General features: G+C 38.0%; 23 protein-coding genes and 1 tRNA gene. All 24 read left to right on the top strand.

The window, feature by feature from the left end; translation table 11 throughout:
• Positions 1–29: 29 nt before the first annotated feature.
• The 24 genes from JOC36_RS04035 to JOC36_RS03925 all read left to right on the top strand — a co-directional run bounded on the left by JOC36_RS04035 (position 30) and on the right by JOC36_RS03925 (position 19445).
• Positions 30–437, top strand: coding sequence for a DUF722 domain-containing protein (locus JOC36_RS04035; protein WP_205145223.1), 408 nt, complete (start codon positions 30–32; stop codon positions 435–437).
• A gap of 409 nt (positions 438–846) precedes the next feature.
• Positions 847–1056 (top strand): helix-turn-helix domain-containing protein, encoded by a 210-nt coding sequence (locus JOC36_RS04030; RefSeq protein WP_205145222.1) that lies wholly within the window; start codon positions 847–849, stop codon positions 1054–1056.
• 154 nt (positions 1057–1210) lie between these two features.
• A tRNA-Lys gene (locus JOC36_RS04025) sits at positions 1211–1283 on the top strand.
• Between the two features lie 164 nt (positions 1284–1447).
• Positions 1448–2011, top strand: coding sequence for a hypothetical protein (locus JOC36_RS04020; RefSeq protein ID WP_205145221.1), 564 nt, complete (start codon positions 1448–1450; stop codon positions 2009–2011).
• Between the two features lie 27 nt (positions 2012–2038).
• Positions 2039–2296 (top strand): hypothetical protein, encoded by a 258-nt coding sequence (locus JOC36_RS04015; RefSeq protein WP_205145220.1) that lies wholly within the window; start codon positions 2039–2041, stop codon positions 2294–2296.
• Positions 2297–2324: 28 nt separating this feature from the next.
• Positions 2325–2762, top strand: coding sequence for a protein-export chaperone SecB (locus JOC36_RS04010; protein WP_205145219.1), 438 nt, complete (start codon positions 2325–2327; stop codon positions 2760–2762).
• Between the two features lie 51 nt (positions 2763–2813).
• A complete protein-coding gene (locus tag JOC36_RS04005; RefSeq protein WP_205145218.1) occupies positions 2814–3872 on the top strand; it encodes a hypothetical protein in 1059 nt (352 codons plus the stop codon).
• Positions 3873–4054: 182 nt separating this feature from the next.
• Positions 4055–4510 (top strand): NEAT domain-containing protein, encoded by a 456-nt coding sequence (locus JOC36_RS04000; protein ID WP_205145217.1) that lies wholly within the window; start codon positions 4055–4057, stop codon positions 4508–4510.
• 66 nt (positions 4511–4576) lie between these two features.
• Positions 4577–5563 (top strand): hypothetical protein, encoded by a 987-nt coding sequence (locus tag JOC36_RS03995; RefSeq protein ID WP_205145216.1) that lies wholly within the window; start codon positions 4577–4579, stop codon positions 5561–5563.
• Positions 5564–5565: 2 nt separating this feature from the next.
• Positions 5566–5700, top strand: a complete 135-nt coding sequence (locus JOC36_RS08765; protein WP_275585792.1) for a hypothetical protein — start codon at positions 5566–5568, stop codon at positions 5698–5700.
• A gap of 244 nt (positions 5701–5944) precedes the next feature.
• Positions 5945–6427: an HNH endonuclease gene (locus tag JOC36_RS03990; RefSeq protein ID WP_205145215.1), complete on the top strand. Its 483-nt coding sequence runs from the start codon at positions 5945–5947 to the stop codon at positions 6425–6427.
• 122 nt (positions 6428–6549) lie between these two features.
• Positions 6550–6996, top strand: a complete 447-nt coding sequence (locus tag JOC36_RS03985) for a phage terminase small subunit P27 family (RefSeq protein ID WP_205145214.1) — start codon at positions 6550–6552, stop codon at positions 6994–6996.
• Positions 6996–8834, top strand: coding sequence for a terminase large subunit (locus JOC36_RS03980; protein WP_205145213.1), 1839 nt, complete (start codon positions 6996–6998; stop codon positions 8832–8834). Before JOC36_RS03985 ends, JOC36_RS03980 begins: the two co-directional genes overlap by 1 nt.
• A 32-nt stretch (positions 8835–8866) precedes the next feature.
• Entirely contained in the window at positions 8867–9031 is a 165-nt protein-coding gene (locus tag JOC36_RS03975; protein WP_205145212.1) for a hypothetical protein, read from the top strand.
• Positions 9028–10131 carry a phage portal protein gene (locus JOC36_RS03970; RefSeq protein ID WP_205145211.1) on the top strand — a complete coding sequence of 368 codons (1104 nt, stop codon included), beginning with the start codon at positions 9028–9030 and terminating at the stop codon, positions 10129–10131. The genes JOC36_RS03975 and JOC36_RS03970 overlap by 4 nt, the downstream gene beginning before the upstream one ends.
• On the top strand, positions 10112–10690 hold the full coding sequence (locus JOC36_RS03965; protein ID WP_205145210.1) for an HK97 family phage prohead protease: 579 nt from the start codon (positions 10112–10114) through the stop codon (positions 10688–10690). Before JOC36_RS03970 ends, JOC36_RS03965 begins: the two co-directional genes overlap by 20 nt.
• 13 nt (positions 10691–10703) lie before the next feature.
• Positions 10704–11978 carry a phage major capsid protein gene (locus JOC36_RS03960; RefSeq protein WP_205145209.1) on the top strand — a complete coding sequence of 425 codons (1275 nt, stop codon included), beginning with the start codon at positions 10704–10706 and terminating at the stop codon, positions 11976–11978.
• Positions 11979–11991: 13 nt separating this feature from the next.
• The gene (locus tag JOC36_RS03955) at positions 11992–12312 is read left to right on the top strand and encodes a hypothetical protein (RefSeq protein ID WP_205145208.1); all 321 of its coding nucleotides are present in this window, start codon (positions 11992–11994) and stop codon (positions 12310–12312) included.
• Positions 12287–12643, top strand: a complete 357-nt coding sequence (locus JOC36_RS03950) for a phage head closure protein (protein WP_205145207.1) — start codon at positions 12287–12289, stop codon at positions 12641–12643. The genes JOC36_RS03955 and JOC36_RS03950 overlap by 26 nt, the downstream gene beginning before the upstream one ends.
• Complete coding sequence (locus JOC36_RS03945) at positions 12640–13125, top strand: HK97 gp10 family phage protein (RefSeq protein WP_205145206.1); 486 nt, start codon at positions 12640–12642, stop codon at positions 13123–13125. Before JOC36_RS03950 ends, JOC36_RS03945 begins: the two co-directional genes overlap by 4 nt.
• 2 nt (positions 13126–13127) lie before the next feature.
• Positions 13128–13517 (top strand): DUF806 family protein, encoded by a 390-nt coding sequence (locus tag JOC36_RS03940; protein WP_205145205.1) that lies wholly within the window; start codon positions 13128–13130, stop codon positions 13515–13517.
• 33 nt (positions 13518–13550) lie between these two features.
• Positions 13551–14183: a phage tail protein gene (locus JOC36_RS03935; protein WP_205145204.1), complete on the top strand. Its 633-nt coding sequence runs from the start codon at positions 13551–13553 to the stop codon at positions 14181–14183.
• An 80-nt stretch (positions 14184–14263) separates the two neighbouring features.
• On the top strand, positions 14264–14632 hold the full coding sequence (locus JOC36_RS03930; RefSeq protein WP_205145203.1) for a phage tail tube assembly chaperone: 369 nt from the start codon (positions 14264–14266) through the stop codon (positions 14630–14632).
• 250 nt (positions 14633–14882) lie between these two features.
• Positions 14883–19445, top strand: a complete 4563-nt coding sequence (locus JOC36_RS03925; protein ID WP_205145202.1) for a tape measure protein — start codon at positions 14883–14885, stop codon at positions 19443–19445.
• The last annotated feature ends 53 nt before the right edge of the window (positions 19446–19498 follow it).

Raw genomic sequence — 19498 nt, 5'->3', positions numbered from 1 at the left:
AGTTAATTATATAATAGTGAGGTGAGTGAGTGGCTGATAGGTATGATAAACTTTTAGAAAAGTATTTCACTGGTGGCTTGGATTTAGAGATTAAAATACGTGAGCAAGAGCTTAGACATCCCCAAATGGAAGTAGATGAAAATATCGGTGGTGGTAGGGCGCAAAATAAGCGGTCATACAACGTTGAAAACACAATGGCTAGGATTGAGTCAGATGAATATCTAAATGAGCTCAAACGGCAAAAATCAAAGCTACAGGCGTGCGTTGATATGTTTGATGGCGAGAAAAAAGCAGTATTTTATCAGCATTACAGAAATCGCTTAAATTGGGAATTAATTGGCAACCTGAATAACATTGGTCGACGTACCGCAATCCGTTGGCGAGATGAGTTAAAAATTTTGTGTGAAACGTATAATATTTTTGAAGATGAACTATAAAATAAAACCGCTAAAAGTCAGCAAAAGGGTTGATAAATAGCGGTTTTTCTTTTTATAAAATGTTGACTTTATATCCGATAAGGTATATAATAATTATATTGAATGAGGGAAGGAGGAAGTCATGAGATACAAGGGAAAACATGACAAAGAAAAAGAGCCTTGGTCAAGGTCTGATAAGATTGCTTTTTATAACACGGTACTCACAACCATAGTAACAATCGCAACTCTTATTAAAGAAATCCTAGACTAAAGCTCAAGCCAAGACAGGTCAGAGATGACCTTGTTTTGGTGTATCTCATGATAACAATAACCATGAAAAAGCTCAATAGAACAGAAAAATTACAGATTTTGAACATGATAATTTTGTTAATACTACTTGCCGTAATCTTTTTTAAGTAAGGTGGTCAAGATGATTGATTTAAATGATGCAAATATTATGAGTGCTAAGGAAGCCTCAAATAAGTGGGGAAAGGCTGATAACTATGTTCGGCAAATGATAGCGAAATATCCTGATAAATTTCCAGCAGGATCAGTGCGTAAATTCGGTAAACAGATAGTTGTAACAACTGAAGGTATGGAAGCCGTAACTGGCGTTAAAAAATCTGAACTACCAAAATAATGGCACTTTTTGCCTATTTACATGTGCAATAATGATAGTGTTGATAAATTAAATCAACGGGCACCGTGGCGGAACAGGTAGACGCACATTAAAGGGTGATGCAGCCCCAATGTTGAAAAGCTGTATGTAAGGTGCAAATCCTTACCGGTGTATTGCTTCTATAGCTCAGTTGGTAGAGCAAGGGACTTTTAATCCTTGGGTCGTAGGTTCAAATCCTACTAGAGGGATTTGACTAGGAAGAGAATGTTTGAAAAAATATGGAATAAAAAGTTATATAGAGAAATGGGAGTGTATCGTTAATAATTTTTTTATAGTTAGGTGTACAGTATAGAAATAAAATATTATAATGGAAGGGCTATGTTGAAATATATTGGAAAGTTGTTAACAATAAATGGAACTAGAATTATTTCACGGTACAAACAAAGATCAAGCTGAAGAAATATGCAGAAATAAACCATGCATACCAAAGAGTGGTTCTTATCCTGGTGACGTTGGTAGGGGATTTTATAATTTTTATGAGAATGAAAATTATGAGTATTCTATTAGTGCTGTTCAAGCAGCGACTAGATATGCAGATAAATATCGAGATACTCCATCAGCTGTTGTGAAAACGCTGGTGGATTTTAACCCAGAGCGTGTTCTTGATTTGAATATTGATAGTAACTATTCCCGCTTAATTCAATTTAAAAGTAAAGCACAGGAAGTCATCAGTAAAACAATAGAAGAATATCAAAGACTTCATCCTAATTCGAGGGTAAGTAAACGAGCCAATCCAGATGGCATCGCAATTGAAAGGTTTATAGATTCTTTGCCCGAAAATCCGGTAATCATTTTATGGGACAGATGGGAAGACATAGAACATCCTTCTATTAAAATGAAATCTGGACAAATACCTAATTGTAAAGTAGCTGTCATTAGAGATTTACGTATCATAAAAAAACAAAATGTGATATAGTGTTAATGAAGATGGAGGGTAATTATTATGAATCAAGAACGTTCAAATGGCATCATGTTGCCAGAAGTTACTGATGAACTACTAAATGAAGTACTTAGTGATGCTTTTTTAGATGAAATGATGAAGTCTATCTTTGTTGAGACTAAGCAAACAGAGTTTAAAGTGAATGGTTTGCAGTCGGATAGTACACAAAAACAAGATGTTGATTACGGGCAAATTACAAAATTAGATAAAGAACAGTTTGTGACTGCTGATTTGGTAATAGCATATTCTAGCGCAGCATAGTCTAATTTAGAATAAATAGGGAAGATAAATGTCAATTTCAGAAAGTAGTTTTCAATTTAATAACCCATCTATCACATGCCTCACCTTTAAAATTAATGATGATTTTGACGAAAATGAATTTGATGGATTCGATAAAGTTAAATTTAGACGCAAAATTAATCGTGATGGCGATACCCATGCTAATGTGTCGCTTGAGGTTAAGATGGATGGAGCGAAAGCGCCATTTAACCTTGAGTTAACAATGGAGTCGGATTTTGTTTGGAATGAGAAGCTAAATGTGAAGAATGCTGATGGGGAGGAGCAAGTAGAAATCTTTCTTAAATATACAGCCCCTTCACTTCTTCTTTCGTACATGCGACCAGTGGTTGCATATATTACTAATTCATCGAAGTTTCCGGTCTATAATATGCCGTTCTTAGACTTTACAACTTTAGAAGAATCATCAGATGTTGAGAGTAATCATTAAGTTGGTTGCTCTTTTTTGTTATACTTGTTTTTCGAGTAAGGAGATCAAGTGATGAAGAAGAAAGACATACAACAGCTGCTAAATCGAATCATATATGTTTTAGGTATTATATTTTTTATATTAATCGTATTTCTCTGTCTATTATGCTTATTTTATTTAATAACAGGAGACGTGCCACTGAAACCAGTACTGAAAACTTTTAACATGATATCGTTTTTTCTTACTGAAAACATAGAGCATCCAATATTAATATTCTTATTTACTTGTTTTTTTGCATATTTGTTGATCTGGGGATCCTGGTTTTTCAAACATTCATCAAAAAACATGTCTTTTTATCAATTCATATCTCTTGTTGTTACTATTGTCGGATTGATATTTGCTTTTACAACCTTTTCTAATCAAAATAAACAGATAGAGAAACAACAAGAATCAATATCTAAACAAACAGATTCAATGAATTTTCAAAAAAATAATAGTAATTTAGTTATAAAGGACGATTTGAAGATACATTTAAAAGAAAATCGTAGTGTGGCTAATTTAAAACATAAAGATGAATCGACAGGAGTTGATTTGCTTTTTAGTTTAAAACTACACCCATCACAAGGAGAAATATTTGAAAGCTACGTGGTGCTTCCAAAGGAAAGAAATAAAAATCAGAAAACGATGAACGAAGCTGAAAAAAAGAAATGGAGCGAGGAGCAATCAATTAAGAACAGAATACATAAACTTAATAATAATGGGAAATATTCTGATATAACATATGGTATGAGAGCAATGACACCTGATCGCATTGTTTCTGAAGCTGTAGATTTCTATTTGGTAATGCTTGATTATAATGGAAATATATCAATAAGATATTGTGTTTTCGAGCCTCAGTGGGGCACTATTCAAAACAAGCCATATGTAGAAGTGAATGGGGAAAAAGTAGCAGAAGTAAATGCTCCATTTTACTATTTTAAAAATCCAAATCCAAAAGTAAAAGTATTTATGTCCGAGAATGATTTGAAATCAAAATATGACTATAATAGTAAAAAAAATCCCGAAAGAATATATAAAGATTATTCTGAAGTTATTAAAGGGTTAGATGAAGTCAAGAATGAATTTAAATAATAAGCCAAGAGTAACCAAAATGGTTGCACTTTTTGATACAATCAATTATCTATCAACCGTTAGGAAAGTAGAGATTGAACATAAAGATTAATTTGTACAATAATTTAAGCTTTATTCAAGGTAATGAAGAGTATAGTTACGTTGTTTCAATGTCTTATCCATTACTGAAAAGGAGTATTATTATGTTGAAAAAACAGGTAATTATTTTAGGAGCAATTGCGACCACCTTAGGATTCGGAGCGGTTGCCCCAGCAATTCATGCCGATGGTGTAACACCACAAGCTGTGACGGAAAATCGTTATACGGATGGTAAATATCAAGTCAACACAGCATATTTAAAGCAAGGTACAACAACTACATCGGTGATGGCTAACTATATGAATGCAGTTAGTGATGTTACTATCCAGGGTAGTGTTGCAACCTTGACAATCTCTGCCAAGAGTTCAGTATATGCGAACATGATTACAGGTTTCTCAATCAACGGAGCGGCCGGTGTTAAGAGTGGAAACGCTTGGACATTTACATTGCCGACAAGTGTACTTGAAAATACTCTTAATGGTCATGTTGATATTAATGCCATTATCATTACAGAGAGCCAACCAGTCGATATTAAATTAGACATGACGAATGTAAAATAGAATTATGGAAGAAGAGGCAGCCGTTCCAGCTGTCTTTTTTTGTGCAGAAATTTAGGAGGATTAAGCATGCATTGGATTAAAACAACAGATGAAATTGTTACGAAAGCAGGGGATACAAGTACCATCATGCACTTTATTTTGTGTGGGTATCCTGTTTCGATTAGTGATGAACATGCAATTTTATCGGTTAAAAATGATACAAATTATTTGATGGATATTGATATTCAAGTTGAGAATAATCATTTTGAGCTCGACTTTGGTCACCCTAGTTTAAGTCAATTACCAGCTGGAACATACTACATTGAAGTATCGGCACATGATGGCGGAGATATTGCGAAGTTCCCAACTAACGGATTTTTTCAGTTTACTTTAAATGAGAATATTTACGCACAGCCGGGCAAACTAGTTCCGCAAATTACTTTTGAAAGTATCTTACAAAAAGTAGAAAAGGAAATCGCAAATAAGGTCGGGCCATCAAATTATGATATTGCTGTGAAGAATGGTTTTACAGGAACAGAGCAAGAGTGGCTCGCAACGTTAAAGGGCGATAAAGGAGACCAAGGACCAAAGGGAGATCGCGGAGAAAAGGGCGAGAAAGGTGATATGCCTGTTATCAAACGACATGGTCCAACTGGTTGGGTATTAGACCGTAGTACAATGCCTTGGACACTTCATTTTGACAATGGATGTGACCTGCAACTACCAAGGTTCCCAACCGCTCCAGTTCCATATGGATACGGTTATATGCAAACTATCGAATCAACTAAAATTGCACCTTGGCCAGTGCCTTACACTATTATGCAAGCGGCGCGAGGAGATAGTACGATTGACTCATGGAAACAACAAGGACTTGACCAATGGCAATATTTTGCCTCAGATACTACTGTTATTAATCCTGTTAACGATTCAAGCAAGTTTAATTGGTCAGAGGCAAAATTTAATGACACAACTAAAGCAACGACAGGGGAACAGAAATACCTTATTCGAACATTTTATGAGCTGGGGATTTGGTCAAAGGAAGATGTTATTTCATTAGGCGCAAAGGAGAAGTAAGTATGTGGAAAGCAAAACAGTTTATGGATTTTTCAGAGTATCAAGAGTTTATCAAGACATTGCCTAAAGATGTTTTGATTAGTGAACGTTTTGGAGAGAATGGAAATGTTACTGTACGGTATTGGCAGGATGAGTAATCGATAAGGTTACTCTTTTTTTGTAGGGTGCTCATCATGGGAATGAGTTGAATGCTTGCCATTAAGGACAGCCATACGTGCCAAAGCTTGGCCAGCACCAACAGACAAACGGTGCTGGATACATAACGAGACTAACTGAAAGGAACGTGTGAACGATGAGTATGTGACTATGATGATAGATGAAGAGTATGGACGAGTGTCCTGCATGGGAGAGTTGGGAATACTAAGGAGACTAGATAGGGAAATGGTAAGAGCTCATAGATGTAATGTGATGGGGTGCCATCAGTTAGTCAAGTCGGGTAAGAAGTTCTGCCCAATTCATGAAGCTGAACAAGCACAACGATACGCAGACTATAAAGCGAAGAAGCCAGCGACGAGACGCGAGCAAGCTATGACCAAACGTTATGATGAGACGAAGCGTGGAGAGTTACATGATGGTTTCTATTATTCAAAGCAATGGCAACAAGTAAGTCAGTATGTTAAGCAACGAGACGGATATACTGGCGCTGTAGACGGTAAATTATATGACGCTGGCGAGCTAATTGTTGACCATATTGTGCCGAGGCGTCTACTTGAAAACCGTGTCGCAATGCTGGATGCAAGTAACTTATGGTTGCTAAATCGACGGCAACATAATAAAAAGACGGGAATTGAAAAGAAAATCCCCGACGAAAAATTAAAAAATCTTGATCAGAAATTTTGGAAAAAAGTTTTGAAAGAAAACTAAAAATACCCCCGCCCTTACTGGCGCAAAGGATACCGCTAGTCAAGGTGTCGCGTCTTACACGCACGCCATTTTTGAACAATTTAGGTAGGGGGGGTGACCACAAATAAGGAGGTGGATAGGCCATGACCAAAAAAGCCGATAAAGATGTTAATGATGGGCGTTTGAGCTATCGTCCACCCGATTATTTGGGGAAGAAAGCCAAGGTGATTTGGCGTAAAGTAGTCGTCTTTTTAGAAGAAAATTCTGCCGTTACTCGGATTGATGGTAATTTGGTTGAAATGTACTGTACGCAGTATGAAATTTACCGAAATGCATATGATCACATCAAAGAGAATGGCGAAGTACAACCTGTTTATAAAACTTTGCAAGACGCTAGCGGCGAAATAGTGGGGAGAGATTTTACAGGATATAAACGTAACCCAATGACCCAAATCTATAATGATGCGGTGCGCAGTTTAGCTAGAATTGGTAGTGAATTAGGATTATCGCCAAAGAGTAGGGCGGAACTAACGGAGCTAGTTGAAAATGATGACGAGGGGGATGGCTTTTTTGAAGCCTTTAAGATGTGATGAGTAACAGAGAAAAGTATCATGACGTTATTCATGTCTATGGAATGAGCGACCCTACCGTTTCATACTGTATTGATGTATTAGATGAAAAAGTTTTGTCGGGGGAAAAGATGAAGCTGGCTTGTCGTAGGCAGATGGATGATTTGCAACACGAGATTGACGGAACATTAAAGGAATATACTTACAACCAAGAACTAGCGGAGCGGATTGTTAAATTCTCAACTTTGCTAAAGGATGTTAATTCTGGTGAGCCGTTCAAGCCAAGCCCATATCAAAAGTTTTTGTTAGCAATGATGGTCGGTTGGCGTGTGAATGATGGGGATAATGGAGCGAGATTTAAGAACGTATTTATCTCTATGTCCCGTACTAATGGAAAGACCCAGCTATTGGCGACATACTGTCTATTTTTGTTTTTATTTGGTCAACCAAACTTAAATCGACAAATCGCAGTAGCGTCTATCGACATTCAGCACACCGCTAATTTGTACAAGTACATGACGCTTAACTGGGAAGAGCTTGAAAAAGGCCCATTTAAGAAGATGCAAAAGCAACTGGGCATTGAGTACAATCGTAATGAAATGCGTATCCCAAGAACGAAGACAACACTTAAGAAGTTGAGTGCGCAAGGAAGCCCAGCTGACTCTGACCACTATACAATTGGCGTGATTGATGAATACCATTTGCTGGGCTATGGCCAGAAAGAATTTGTTAACTCAATGACATCTGGAATGATTAATAATGAACAGGCGCAAATGGTGTACATCAGTACAGCGGGCACAAATCCAAACGGGTCGCCAATGTATGAAGACTATATCCGATACACACAAGCACAGGAAAAAGGCGAATTAAGTGACCGTGTGCTTTTCCTAGTTTGGGAGCAGGATGATGTAGCTGAAATGCATGACCCAGATAGCTGGATTAAGTCTAATCCGCTAATGGAAGTGTCCAAGCTAAAGAAACGATTGCAAAGTGGTATGAAAGCAGAACGCGATGAAAAGTTATCCAGTGGGGAGCAAGCTGAGTTCATTGTTAAAAATATGAATATGTGGCAAAACGCCAAAGAAAATCGCTACTTAGATTTAGATCAAGTCGAGTCGAGCGTTGAAACGGAACCATTCGAGATGTACGGTAAGCCAGTATATATTGGCTATGACTTTTCACAGGTATCCGATGATACGGCGTTAGCGTTTGTGTTTCCGTTTGAAGATAGTGGCCAGCAAAAGTTCTATATTTATCAACATTCTTTTGTACCGACTGCACGAGTAAAAGACATTCAAGCAAAAGAGAAACAAGATAATATTCCATATCGAAAAGCGGAAGAATTGGGGTATGCGACTATTGCTAGTAATCGGTATGGTTTGATTGACGGAGACCAAGTTTTTGAATGGTTGATGCGTTTTATTGAATCGAATGATTTACAGGTACAGGGCTTTTTGTATGATGCTTGGCAATCTGACAATTTTATTCGTCGGCTAGATAGTATTAAAGAAGAGTATTTAATTATTCCAGTACGGCAAGGGATTAAATCTTTAAGCGAGCCAACTAAATTTGTTCAAGAAGAGTTTATTAAAGGTAATATTGTTTTGCCTGATGATCCAGTATTAAAAGCTGGACTCACTAATGCCGTTCTAGTATCAGACAACAACGGCATTAAGATTGATAAGAATAAAGCAACACAAAAAATTGATTGTGTAGACGCGACAATTAATGCGTTTTACGAAGGGATGTTCTTTAATACGGAATTTACTAACGTTGAAGAAAAGACTAGCTCATCACCATTTGGGAACATGAGTAACGATGAAATTAATGATTATTTTCAAAAGGACTTTAGTTTTTAGTCCTTTTTTATTTTGGAAGAAAGGAGAACTTGATGAAAAATGTACTAAAAGCATTACTTGCCTTGTTTTTGACTTATGGCGGTTTAGGGATGTTGATTTATGTAGCCTTTGGAATTAACAAACTGTTTGGTCTGTTCGTTGTAGGTATTTTGCTTTACTTAGTGGGTAATGCCATATCAAGTGAATTAGAAGAATGAGTTTATTACGACCATTTGAAAAACGTTCTACAAAAATGCCGATTATGACGCCATTCATTTCGTCAAATGGGAACTTAATCCCTAATAAGCCCATTTCAGCCAATGTAGCATTACGAAACAGTGATTTGTACAGCGTAATTGCGTTAATCAGTTCTGATATTGCAGGCGCAGATTTTGTTGGGACTAACACTAATCTAGATTTGCTTAATAATCCAATCCCACATTTGAATAATCGCTATAACTTTTGGAACACGGTGGTAATTAATCTTCTCTTAAATGGAAATGCTTTTGTTCAAATTGAAAGAGATGAGAGTGGCACGCCTGTTCAATTGCGACACATTCCAGTTGGGTGTGTGACGATTAATTTAACCAATGATGTGCTGACTTATGAAGTGTTAGGCTTTGATGATTTTGAAGATGAAGTTATCCTGCAAGAAGACATGTTGCATTTCAAAATCATGGCTTATGGAGAAGTTAATAGTATTTATCAAATCATTGGCCGTTCGCCATTAGAAGCTTTATCAGCAGAATTACAGCAACAAGAAAGTGCTAATAAGTTAGCTATTTCAACATTGAAAAACGCCATCAATCCCAGTAGTGTGATTAAAATTCCACAAGGGATTTTGAGCGCAGAAGCAAAAGAACAAGTACGTAAAGAGTTTGAAAAAGCCAACGGTGGGGAAAATACAGGACGAGTCATGGTCATGGACCAAGGTGCTGATTTTTCTACTGTGACCATTAATGCAGATATTGCGAAGTTCTTGAGCAATTTAGATTGGGGAAAGCAACAAGTCGCCAAAGTATTTGGTGTGCCATCTAGTTATTTAGAAGGTAAGGGTGATGAACAATCATCAATTGAGATGAGCGCAGAGCTTTATATTAATGGGTTGAATCGGTACATTGAACCGATTACGTCAGAGCTAAACCTAAAATTAGGTGGCAATATCTCGCTTGATCTATCAGATGTGATGGATTATTCACGATCTAAGTTGAAAGCAGATATTTTAAATTGGGTTGATAAGGATATTCTGACACCACAAGAAGCACGAGAGATGTTAGAAGAGAAAGGAGTGATTGATATTGGTACACCAGGAGACTAGGGATGTAAGCTTTGAAGACCTAGAAATTAGAAGTTCAACTACTGATAGCCAGTTTATCGGTCAAGTGGCTGGGTATGCCATTGTTTTCAATAAGCAGGGTAAAACAAATGGTATTACGGAATATATTGACCCGCATGCATTAGATGGCGTTGATTTAAGTAAAGTCCTGGCTTTGTATAATCATGATTATGGAGATGTCCTAGGCCGTGCAAATGCAGGCACATTAGCTTTAAAGGTCGATAAAATTGGGCTACATTTTGTGCTTAATATTCCGGATACTACCTTAGGCCATGATGTTTATACAAATATCAGAGCGGGGAACTTACAAGGATTGAGTTTTGGATTTCGAGTTGCCCAAGGTGGCGACCGAGTTACGCGTAAAAACGGGAACATTGTGCGGACGATTACGAAAATTGAAAAGTTAACAGAGATTTCAATTGTTGCTGTTCCGGCATATGAAGATACGAAGTTAGAAATCACAAGAAGTGCGGAAAATAAACTAAAAAAGGACGATGACTACAAAGCGAAAGTAGGCGTCGTCCTTCCTTTATACGATTAAAGAGGAGAGTGTTATGACAAAAAGTGAAAAGCTTATGAATGAGTTGAAAGATAAGAAACAAGAGTTACAGTCGAAAATTACAGAGACTCGTTCTTCAGCTGAAAGTGAAGAAACTTCAGCTGAGGAAGTAGAGGCGAAGATGACGGAAGTTAAGCAACTTCGAGAAGAAGTAGATCAACTTGAAAAGGATGTTGCAGTATTGAAAGAAGCAGAAGGTTTGGAAGATGTACCTGAAGATAATGCCACTGATGAGGAAGATCGTGCTGTGAAAGATAAAGACTTGAAGGATGATACTGAAACGCCTGTAGATATTGAAAAGGAAGAAGAGGACAAAGATAAGATGAAAGTTAAAGCAAGCAAGACTACTGAAACGCGTGATGGAGTAGAAACACGTGATGGAGTAGAAACAGTAGAAGTTCGTTCAGCGTTAAATGAATACTTACACTCAAAAGGAGAAGTTCGTGATGGTGTGACTTCAACTGATGTAGGTGTGTTGATTCCAGAAGAGATTATTTATAATCCGGAAGATGAAGTTAACACGGTCACGGATTTGGCTAGCTTAGTTGAAAAGACCGCGGTCAATACTGCTTCAGGAAAGTACCCAATTTTGAAGCGTGCATCTACGACCTTGCCATCAGTTGCAGAATTGGAAAAGAACCCAGATTTGGCAAAGCCACAATTCGAGCAAGTTGATTGGGCAGTGCAAACTTATCGTGGAGCGTTGCCACTTTCTCAAGAGTCAATTGCTGATTCACAAATTGATTTAACTAGTTTGGTAGCTCGTCATATTAACAATATCAAGGTGAACACAACAAACGCAGCGATTGCTAAGGTATTAGCTGGATTTAAGAAGGGGAAGGTAGCTAAGGATACAGTAGTTGACGATTTGAAGTCACTTATTAATACACAGTTTGATGTGGCTTATAACTTGTCTATTGTTGTCACTAAGTCATTCTTTGATGTACTAGATCATGCCAAGGATGGGGATGGTCGTTATTTGTTACAAGACCAAATTGGCACACAAACTGGCAAGACTTTGTTTGGTCTACAAGTCGTTGTGGTTGAAGATACTGCATTTGGTGGCAAGCAAGGTGCGCAACAAGCATTTATCGGTGACTTAAAGCGTGCGGTATTGTTTGCAGACCGTTTGTCGGCTGACGTTAACTGGGTTGATAACGATGTATACGGTAAGGTTTTGCAAGCTGTTATTCGGTTTGATGTTAAGCCTGCTGATAAGGATGCGGGTCAATTCATCGAGTTGACTGATACAACTACAGCTTCTAAGTAAGTAGGTGATATAGATGGTTGATGCCACAACTGCAATGGAGGAGTTTCATATTGATGAATCGCCAGAAGAAATGAAAACAGTTGAAAGATTGTTAAAGCAAAGTCGAGCAACCATTGTTGAATCTATTAGTTCTGATAAAGCCGTAGATGCAAACTTTATTGAACAAATTGCGCCAGATATTTTTGAACGTTTAACATTGACCCTTTTCTGGCAGTTGTATAGCGACCGAGAACAGACTGATGGCTATTCAGCTGGTTATCTTGCACAGATGGCACAACTAAGAAATAAGGTGCTGATGGAGGTTGAAAATGGCAAATCAGAAGCGGATTTATAAGCCATATGAGCTTAATCGAAAAGCTGATTTTGGCACCGTGAAGTCTGTACAAAGTTCAACAACTGGCGCAATGAGAGAACAATTCATCAAAGAAATGTCCTTATACTATGCGCCTGTAGAACGTGGGTTGACCATGGAGAGCAAACTTGAAGGTACTAAGTTTGAGGATACTATATCTATTGCTGTACGGCATAACAAGGCTTTACAAGAGTCCATGGTGGTGAAGCTAGCTGATGTCCAATATAAGATTGTTAAAATTCAGCCTGATGACTCAAATAATTATGTGACTTACGACAAGATTATTTTAAAGAAGGTTGAAAAAGCAGTATGAGTGATTTTTCTAATGATTTAGATCAATATGCAAAACAGCTTTTATCTTTAGTTGATTTGTCGGTTAGTGATAAGGAGAAAATCACAAAGGCTGGCGCAACAGTATTCAAAAAGAATTTACAAGCCACTATTAGGTCGAGGCACTATCGTGTTCGTTCTACAGGAGAAAATCCACATCTAGCTGATACGTTGAGTATAAGAGCTGGAAACCGTGATGGTAGACGTGTCGGTGCGTATACAGTTGGTTGGGGCAATTCAAAGCAAAAAGATGGTAAGGATTATATTGCTAACTTTATTGAAAATGGAACGAGAACGCCATTTGTGAAGACATCTTCTCTTGGAAAGAAATACCGCTTGAAAAGAGGTGGCCAAGTTGCGGTCAGAAAAGACCCATTTATTAGTGAAACCCAGCAAGATGATGGCACAAATGCCCGCATGATTAAAGCAATGGGACAGGCATACAACAAAATCACAAAGGAGTAACTATGGCAGTAATTGATGATTTAGCGACGGCCCTTGAAAATATGGGCCCATTGCAACAAATCAATAAGCGCATCTTTAAATACACTATTCCCTTAGAAGTCAAACCAGACGGAGACGTTACAGACATTCTATTGGAAGAGTCGCAAAGTGAACCTGATTATTATGCAGATTCTAAATTCAATGGTTACAGTGAAGCGGTTGATATTAGTTTGTTCTATTCGTTTGACTTACCTATGTCGATGACAAAATTAGAAATATTGTTGCAAGAAGCTCTGTATCTGAATGGCTTTTACGTTACCGAAAGTAATGCGCATTATTTAGATCCAGACACCAAACAACAAATCAAAACATTAACAGTTAAAAAAACACAAGGCTTAGAGGACATTCTCTAGGTCTTTTTTTATACACAAAAGGAGAGATTAAACATGGCAACACATGGACTTAAACAAACTTATATGGCCGAACTTGATGGTCAAGGAAACTTAATTGTAAACCCTGAACTTGGAACAGATGGTATTTATCGTTCAGCAGTAGCAACTGGTGATTATGGAACTAAGGAAGCAAATATTTCTAATATTCAAGGTAAAGGAACACCGCAATATGGAGATGATGGCCCCCGATACACATTGAAAGCTGTGGGTCTCTATCCTGAAGTGGCCTTGACTTACTTGAATATGCCATTAGATGTAAAGATGAAATTACTGGGTTACGAGAATGACGGTAAGGGTGGCTGGAACCACACAGATGCTGATGTGAACGTTGCGTTGATTATTGAAACTCGTGGCTTAGATGGTGGCGAGTCTATGTACTATGCATTCCAAAATGGTGAATTGATTGAAGGAAATAAGAACATTCAAACTGACCAACAACAAATTACCGCATCAGATGATGTATTCACTTATACGGCTATGAAACCATTTAACGAAGCCTGGGATAACGGTATGAAAATCTTTAACGGTGGAGACAAGAATTTTGATAAGGAAGGCATGCTTGACGAAGTATTTGGTCGTAAGGCATCTGCTCCAAAAACAGCTGGTAGTTCAACAAGTACAAAATAAGTTCTAATCGCCAGTATGCATATTAACTACCGAACGGGTGGAAAGCCCAGGCACGTATACGAATGAAAGAGGATAATAACATGGGACAAATTAAATACAAGATTGACGGCGTAATGAAGAAGCAAGCAACAATTAAACAGTCAATGCGAAATGTGAACAGAACTTTTCAACTGCAGGCTGATTTAGCAGACATTGAATCAAAACTAGATGAAATGTCAGTTAAGGAGCAGGCGGAAGCAACGATTAAAAATAATCACCGTATGAATAACTATTTAGCTGATGTGTTGAATTTAGATGAAGATGAAAAAGATTCCCTTGAAGATTTAGAAATTGAAGAAGTTACTGAGCACATGTCTTATTTGACCCGCCGAATTATGGGACAAACGGATGAAGAAATTAAGGCTGAAGCTGAAAAAGCGGAACAAGAAGAGGGTTTAAAGAACGAGTAAATCCTTATGAAGCTAGCATTTTCTATCTAAATCAAGTCACACAGCTCAAGTTATTAGCTAAGGATTTGGTCACCGAAGGACATATGAGTCTGGATGAAGTGATGGAACAAGATTTTTATGAGTTCTTAGCAGTTATGAATACAAGCAAGGCAGATTTGATTGAAGATCCAAGAAAGATGATGCAATTGTTCAGCTAGTCATGGCTATGGGCCATGAATACATATAAAAAACAGAAAAAGGAGGTGAAGTAATGGCAGTTTCGAACAATAAGATTAATACAGAAATTGGCTTAGATATTAACCCCAATTCGGTACGCAGTGTTAAAGAATTGACGCGCGATATTAATCAATTGGGACGTGAAACCAAGATTGCTGAAGCTCAATTTAGAAGCCAGGGTGATGTATTAAACGCCACTAAAGCAAAATATGATGGACTGACCCAACAAGTACGTGATCAGAAAAATAAAATTGCTGAATTACGGCGTGAAGAAGAAAGTATCACTGGTACTACTGAAGAAGATGCTAAATCTAAGGCTAAGTTGCAAGCGCAAATTGCAAAAGCTGAAACTCAATTAGGTTCATTTGTGCAACAGCAACAAAAGGCCCAGAAGCAATATGATTATGAGGCTAGTGGAATTGGTAAATTACGCCGTGAACGTGAGCTTGACGAGAAAGCTGTGAAGTCTGAAGTAGAAGCCTTAAAAGCTGAAGGTAAGGTACAAGAGGCTAACAGGGTAAAACGAGAAGGCACTAAGCGAAGTATTGATAATTTAAATAGTACACTCGACAAGCAGGTTTCAGAATTAAACAAGCTTAAAAATAATGGTGCAACCAAAGAGCAAATTAAACAGCAAGAGATTTACGTTAATGGAACACGTAAAAATTTGGCTAATGCACGTAATGAATATAAGGAACTTTCAGGACAAACGAAAAAGTCCTTTAACGACATTGAGGGGCAGGCAAAAACTTCTAATCGTAAGGTTTCAGACATCATCAAAGGTAGTGCAATTGGTTCTTTAGTTGCTAGTGGAGCACGTAAAACACTGTCATTGGTGACTTCTTCTGTTGATGATGCGATGAAACGCTTGGACACACTGGATCATGTTCAAAAAGGTGTGGAGCGGTTAACTGGTTCTAGTAAAGAAGCTGTTAAAGTAAGTAACGATTTATCTAAAGCCACATCTGATACAACTTACGGACTAGATTCTGCTTCAAATGCTACTTTGGCGTTCGCTAATTCTGGTATGAGTTTGAAGAAATCAACTGATGTTACTAAGAGTTTTATGGATGCTATAACTACATACGGAAATGGTACTAATGAACAATTGGACCAGGTTATGTTGCAAATGGGACAAATGGCTAACAAAGGTAAAGCCAATGCTGGTGATTTGAATACTGCGCTTGAAGCGGGAATACCAGTTTGGCAAATTCTTTCCAAGGAAATGGGGCAATCAAAGGCTGAATTGATTGAGACCATGGGGAAGGGAAAACTTTCATCTGAAGACTTCTTTAATGCAATTGTTAAAGGTACTAAATCTATTAAAGGTGCTGCCAAAAGTGGGGCAACGACTTGGAACGGCGCAATTTCAATTGTCCAGTCCAGAATACGTAATGCTGTGGCTGACGGGTTAACGCAATTGAGAAAGCTTGCAGGCGAATTAACAGGAGATAAGAATGGTATTTTTAAAATGATTACCGGCTTAGGTACGGTTTTTAAAAATACTATTAATATGGTCTTTAAAATGCTGTTTGGTCTATCACCAATCATCAAATCTCTAGCGTCGGTATTTAGTGGTTTAGTTAGTGTATTTAAGGATGCAATAGAACCAATTACCTTTGTTGCTAAGTCGATTGGTTCTATAGTTCCTTCAATGGATGGAATGGCTAAACATAAAAGTGCATTTGAACTCATGGGCAAAGCAATTGGTGTAATGAGTACAGGTATGTTGGCCTACAAGACCTACACGTTAGGAGCAGCTGGCGCTACCAAAGCTCTTGGAATTGCGCAAAATGTAAGTAAGGGTATTGGTGAGGCATATGCTGCTGCACAACTAGCTGGAGGTCTAGCTCTCGACGTGTTGACTGGTAAGATGAAAATTACAACAGCAGCACAGGAAGCGATGAATTTAGCTATGAGCCTGAACCCGATTGGACTTATTGTTGGAGCAGTAGTAACGTTAGGCGTCGCTTTTTATGCATTATATAAACACAATAAGAAATTTAAAGAGTTTATTGATGGATTAACTAAAAATATCAAGAAATTTATAGATGGGGCTGGAAAAGTTATTGTTAAGGGAATAAAGTCTCTGCAAAAAAACTTTTCAGGACTAATGAAGTGGTTTAAAAAAAGCGGAATGTCTGCTAAAAAGGGCCTTTCATCATTTGGTAAAGCTATGAACATTGCTTGGAAAGCAATTTGGAAGCCAATTACAATGTACTTGAAACTGCAAGTCAATGTTTGGAAGAAAACATTCGAATTGGCTTTTAAGTTGTTTAAGGGCGACTTTAAGGGATTTGGTAAGGATGTATCTAAGATTTGGTCCAACATTTGGAAAGGAATTGATAAGTTACTTTCTAGCGTATTTGGCGATATGTGGAAAGATACGAAGAAGTTTCTTAAAAACATAACGAACAAAATTGCGGATGCTTTGCATGATATTTTCAAAAACTGGTCCAAGCAGTGGCGCCGAATTCAAAATTTCTTTGATGATGTTTGGGGCAGTATTAAAACAATCACAAAAAAGTCAACGAATTGGGTGTTTAATAAAATTCTAGATTTTAATGGAAGTGTTTCAAAAGCCTGGCACAATACGTGGGATGGTCTTAGAGACTTCTTTTCAGATATTTGGAAAAGTATTAAGAAATTAGCAAAAAGTGGAATGAATGGGGTCATTGAAACTGTTAATAAAGGTATCAAGGGCATTAACGGTATGATCCATTCGTTTGGTGGCGATAAGACAACAATCAGTCTTATTCCAAAGTTCGAAAAAGGTACCGCAAACTGGCGTGATGTCATGGGCACATCTGGAGCTGGAGCACCACCTGGATTAGCCATGGTCAATGATGGGAATGGTGCAGAAGCAATTGTTTATCCAGATGGTAGAACAGTTGTCCCTAATGGCCGAAACGTTGTTATGCCTATGTTGGGTGGTGAAACGGTCATACCACATGAGCAAGCGGTACAAGCTGGCATTGTTAAACCGAATGCTTATAAAAACGGTATCGGTAATATTGCTGGTGCTGTTGGTAAAGCAATTAATGGCGGTGTTGCTTGGGCTGGTAAAGCATTCAATGGTGGCAAGTCATTTGTGGCGGACATTATTGATGATGTCAAAGAGATGGTTAAAGACTTTACAGGTGGTTTAAAAACTGCCTGGAATTTTGTGCAAGACCCTAAAAAGGCATTCACTAATTTTTCAAGTTCTATCAAAGATAACTCTTCAATGTTTAATGGGTCAGCGGTCAAAATGGGTGCGAACCAATTTGGCAAATTCGGGGGCGCTTGGACAGGTGAATTGGCAAATGCTGTTAAAGACATTTTTAGCGGTGGTGGTAGTAGTTCTGGTGGTGGAAAAGGTGATGACTATAACCCAAAGTGGCGAAAGGCTCCTAAGGATGCTTTTGCTGATAGCTGGGGTTATTACGTTCGTGAATGTGTATCCTTTGTTGCTAATCGATTGAATAATCTGGGCGTTAATCCTAAATTGTTTAGTCACTTAGGAAATGGATCAGATTGGACTAATGCAAGGGTTCAACACCGCAGTAAGCCTAAGCCAGGGGACGTGGCTGTTTATTCTGGTGGTTCGAAATATGGTAATCACGTTTCAATCGTTACTGGTGTGAATGGTAATAAGTTCAATGAAGAAGGTTATAACGCTGGCAATCCCCCTAATGGTAAGTATTACACCACGAAGGGACTAAAGTTTAGTGACGCAACAACATTCTTGAATTTTGGAGCTAAAGCTAGCAATAGTGCAGATGAAGATAAGGAAGAAAAGAGTGGACTACGTGGTTTAGTTGAAAAACAAGCGAAAAAGGCTTTGGATAATTTGACCAATATGTTTGATGATGTATCAGAAAAGTATGCTGATAGCGGAATTCAAGCAGTTGGAGGCCAAGGCGTCATGAGCAAGTCAAAGTTTAATAGCACCGCAAGACGAGCAGCCGACATCATTGGTGAAAAATTAAGTAGTCATGATTTGGCCGTCTTGTACCATCAAGCGATGACTGAATCAAACGTCAATCCATCAATCAATACTGGATATAACGACCATGACGGAACTGGAACACCAAAGGGATTGTTCCAATATAAGAATTCTACTTTTGCATCTTATGCATATAAGGGGCACCGTAATATTCTTTCTGCTTTGGACCAATTTTTAGCCGTGTTTAACAATTCAAATTGGCGTAGAGACTTTCCGCCTTTGGGAACCAAAATGGGTTGGGGGCCAAGTGGGACTCGCCGTTTTGCTAATGGTGGATTGATTACAAGCCCAGAAATTGTATTGGCTGGTGAAGAGTACCCAGAGATGATTGTGCCACTCGATATAGCACGTAAAAGCCGTTCTAATGAGTTAATTCAACAGGCTTATAAAACAGTCAATGGTAAAGAGATAGATGCTAGCCAAAGTTCATTTAGCTCAAATGATGTTGAACAATTGGTTACAAATACAAAGAACTTAGTTGGTTTGATGGGTAGCATACTCGGTGTTAGCCAACAGCAATTACAAGCTATGACTAATCAAAAATCTAATGGAGATATTTTGAATGCATTAGGCGTGGCACAAAGCAATTTAGACTATCAAGCTTTCTAGTTTTTAGGCGGATATTTCCGCCATACATAAATAAATTGATGAAAGGAGTAGGC

The organism is Weissella uvarum (assembly GCF_016908785.1).
Taxonomy (GTDB): domain Bacteria; phylum Bacillota; class Bacilli; order Lactobacillales; family Lactobacillaceae; genus Weissella; species Weissella uvarum.
This window is presented reverse-complemented; position numbering and strand designations above follow the sequence as displayed.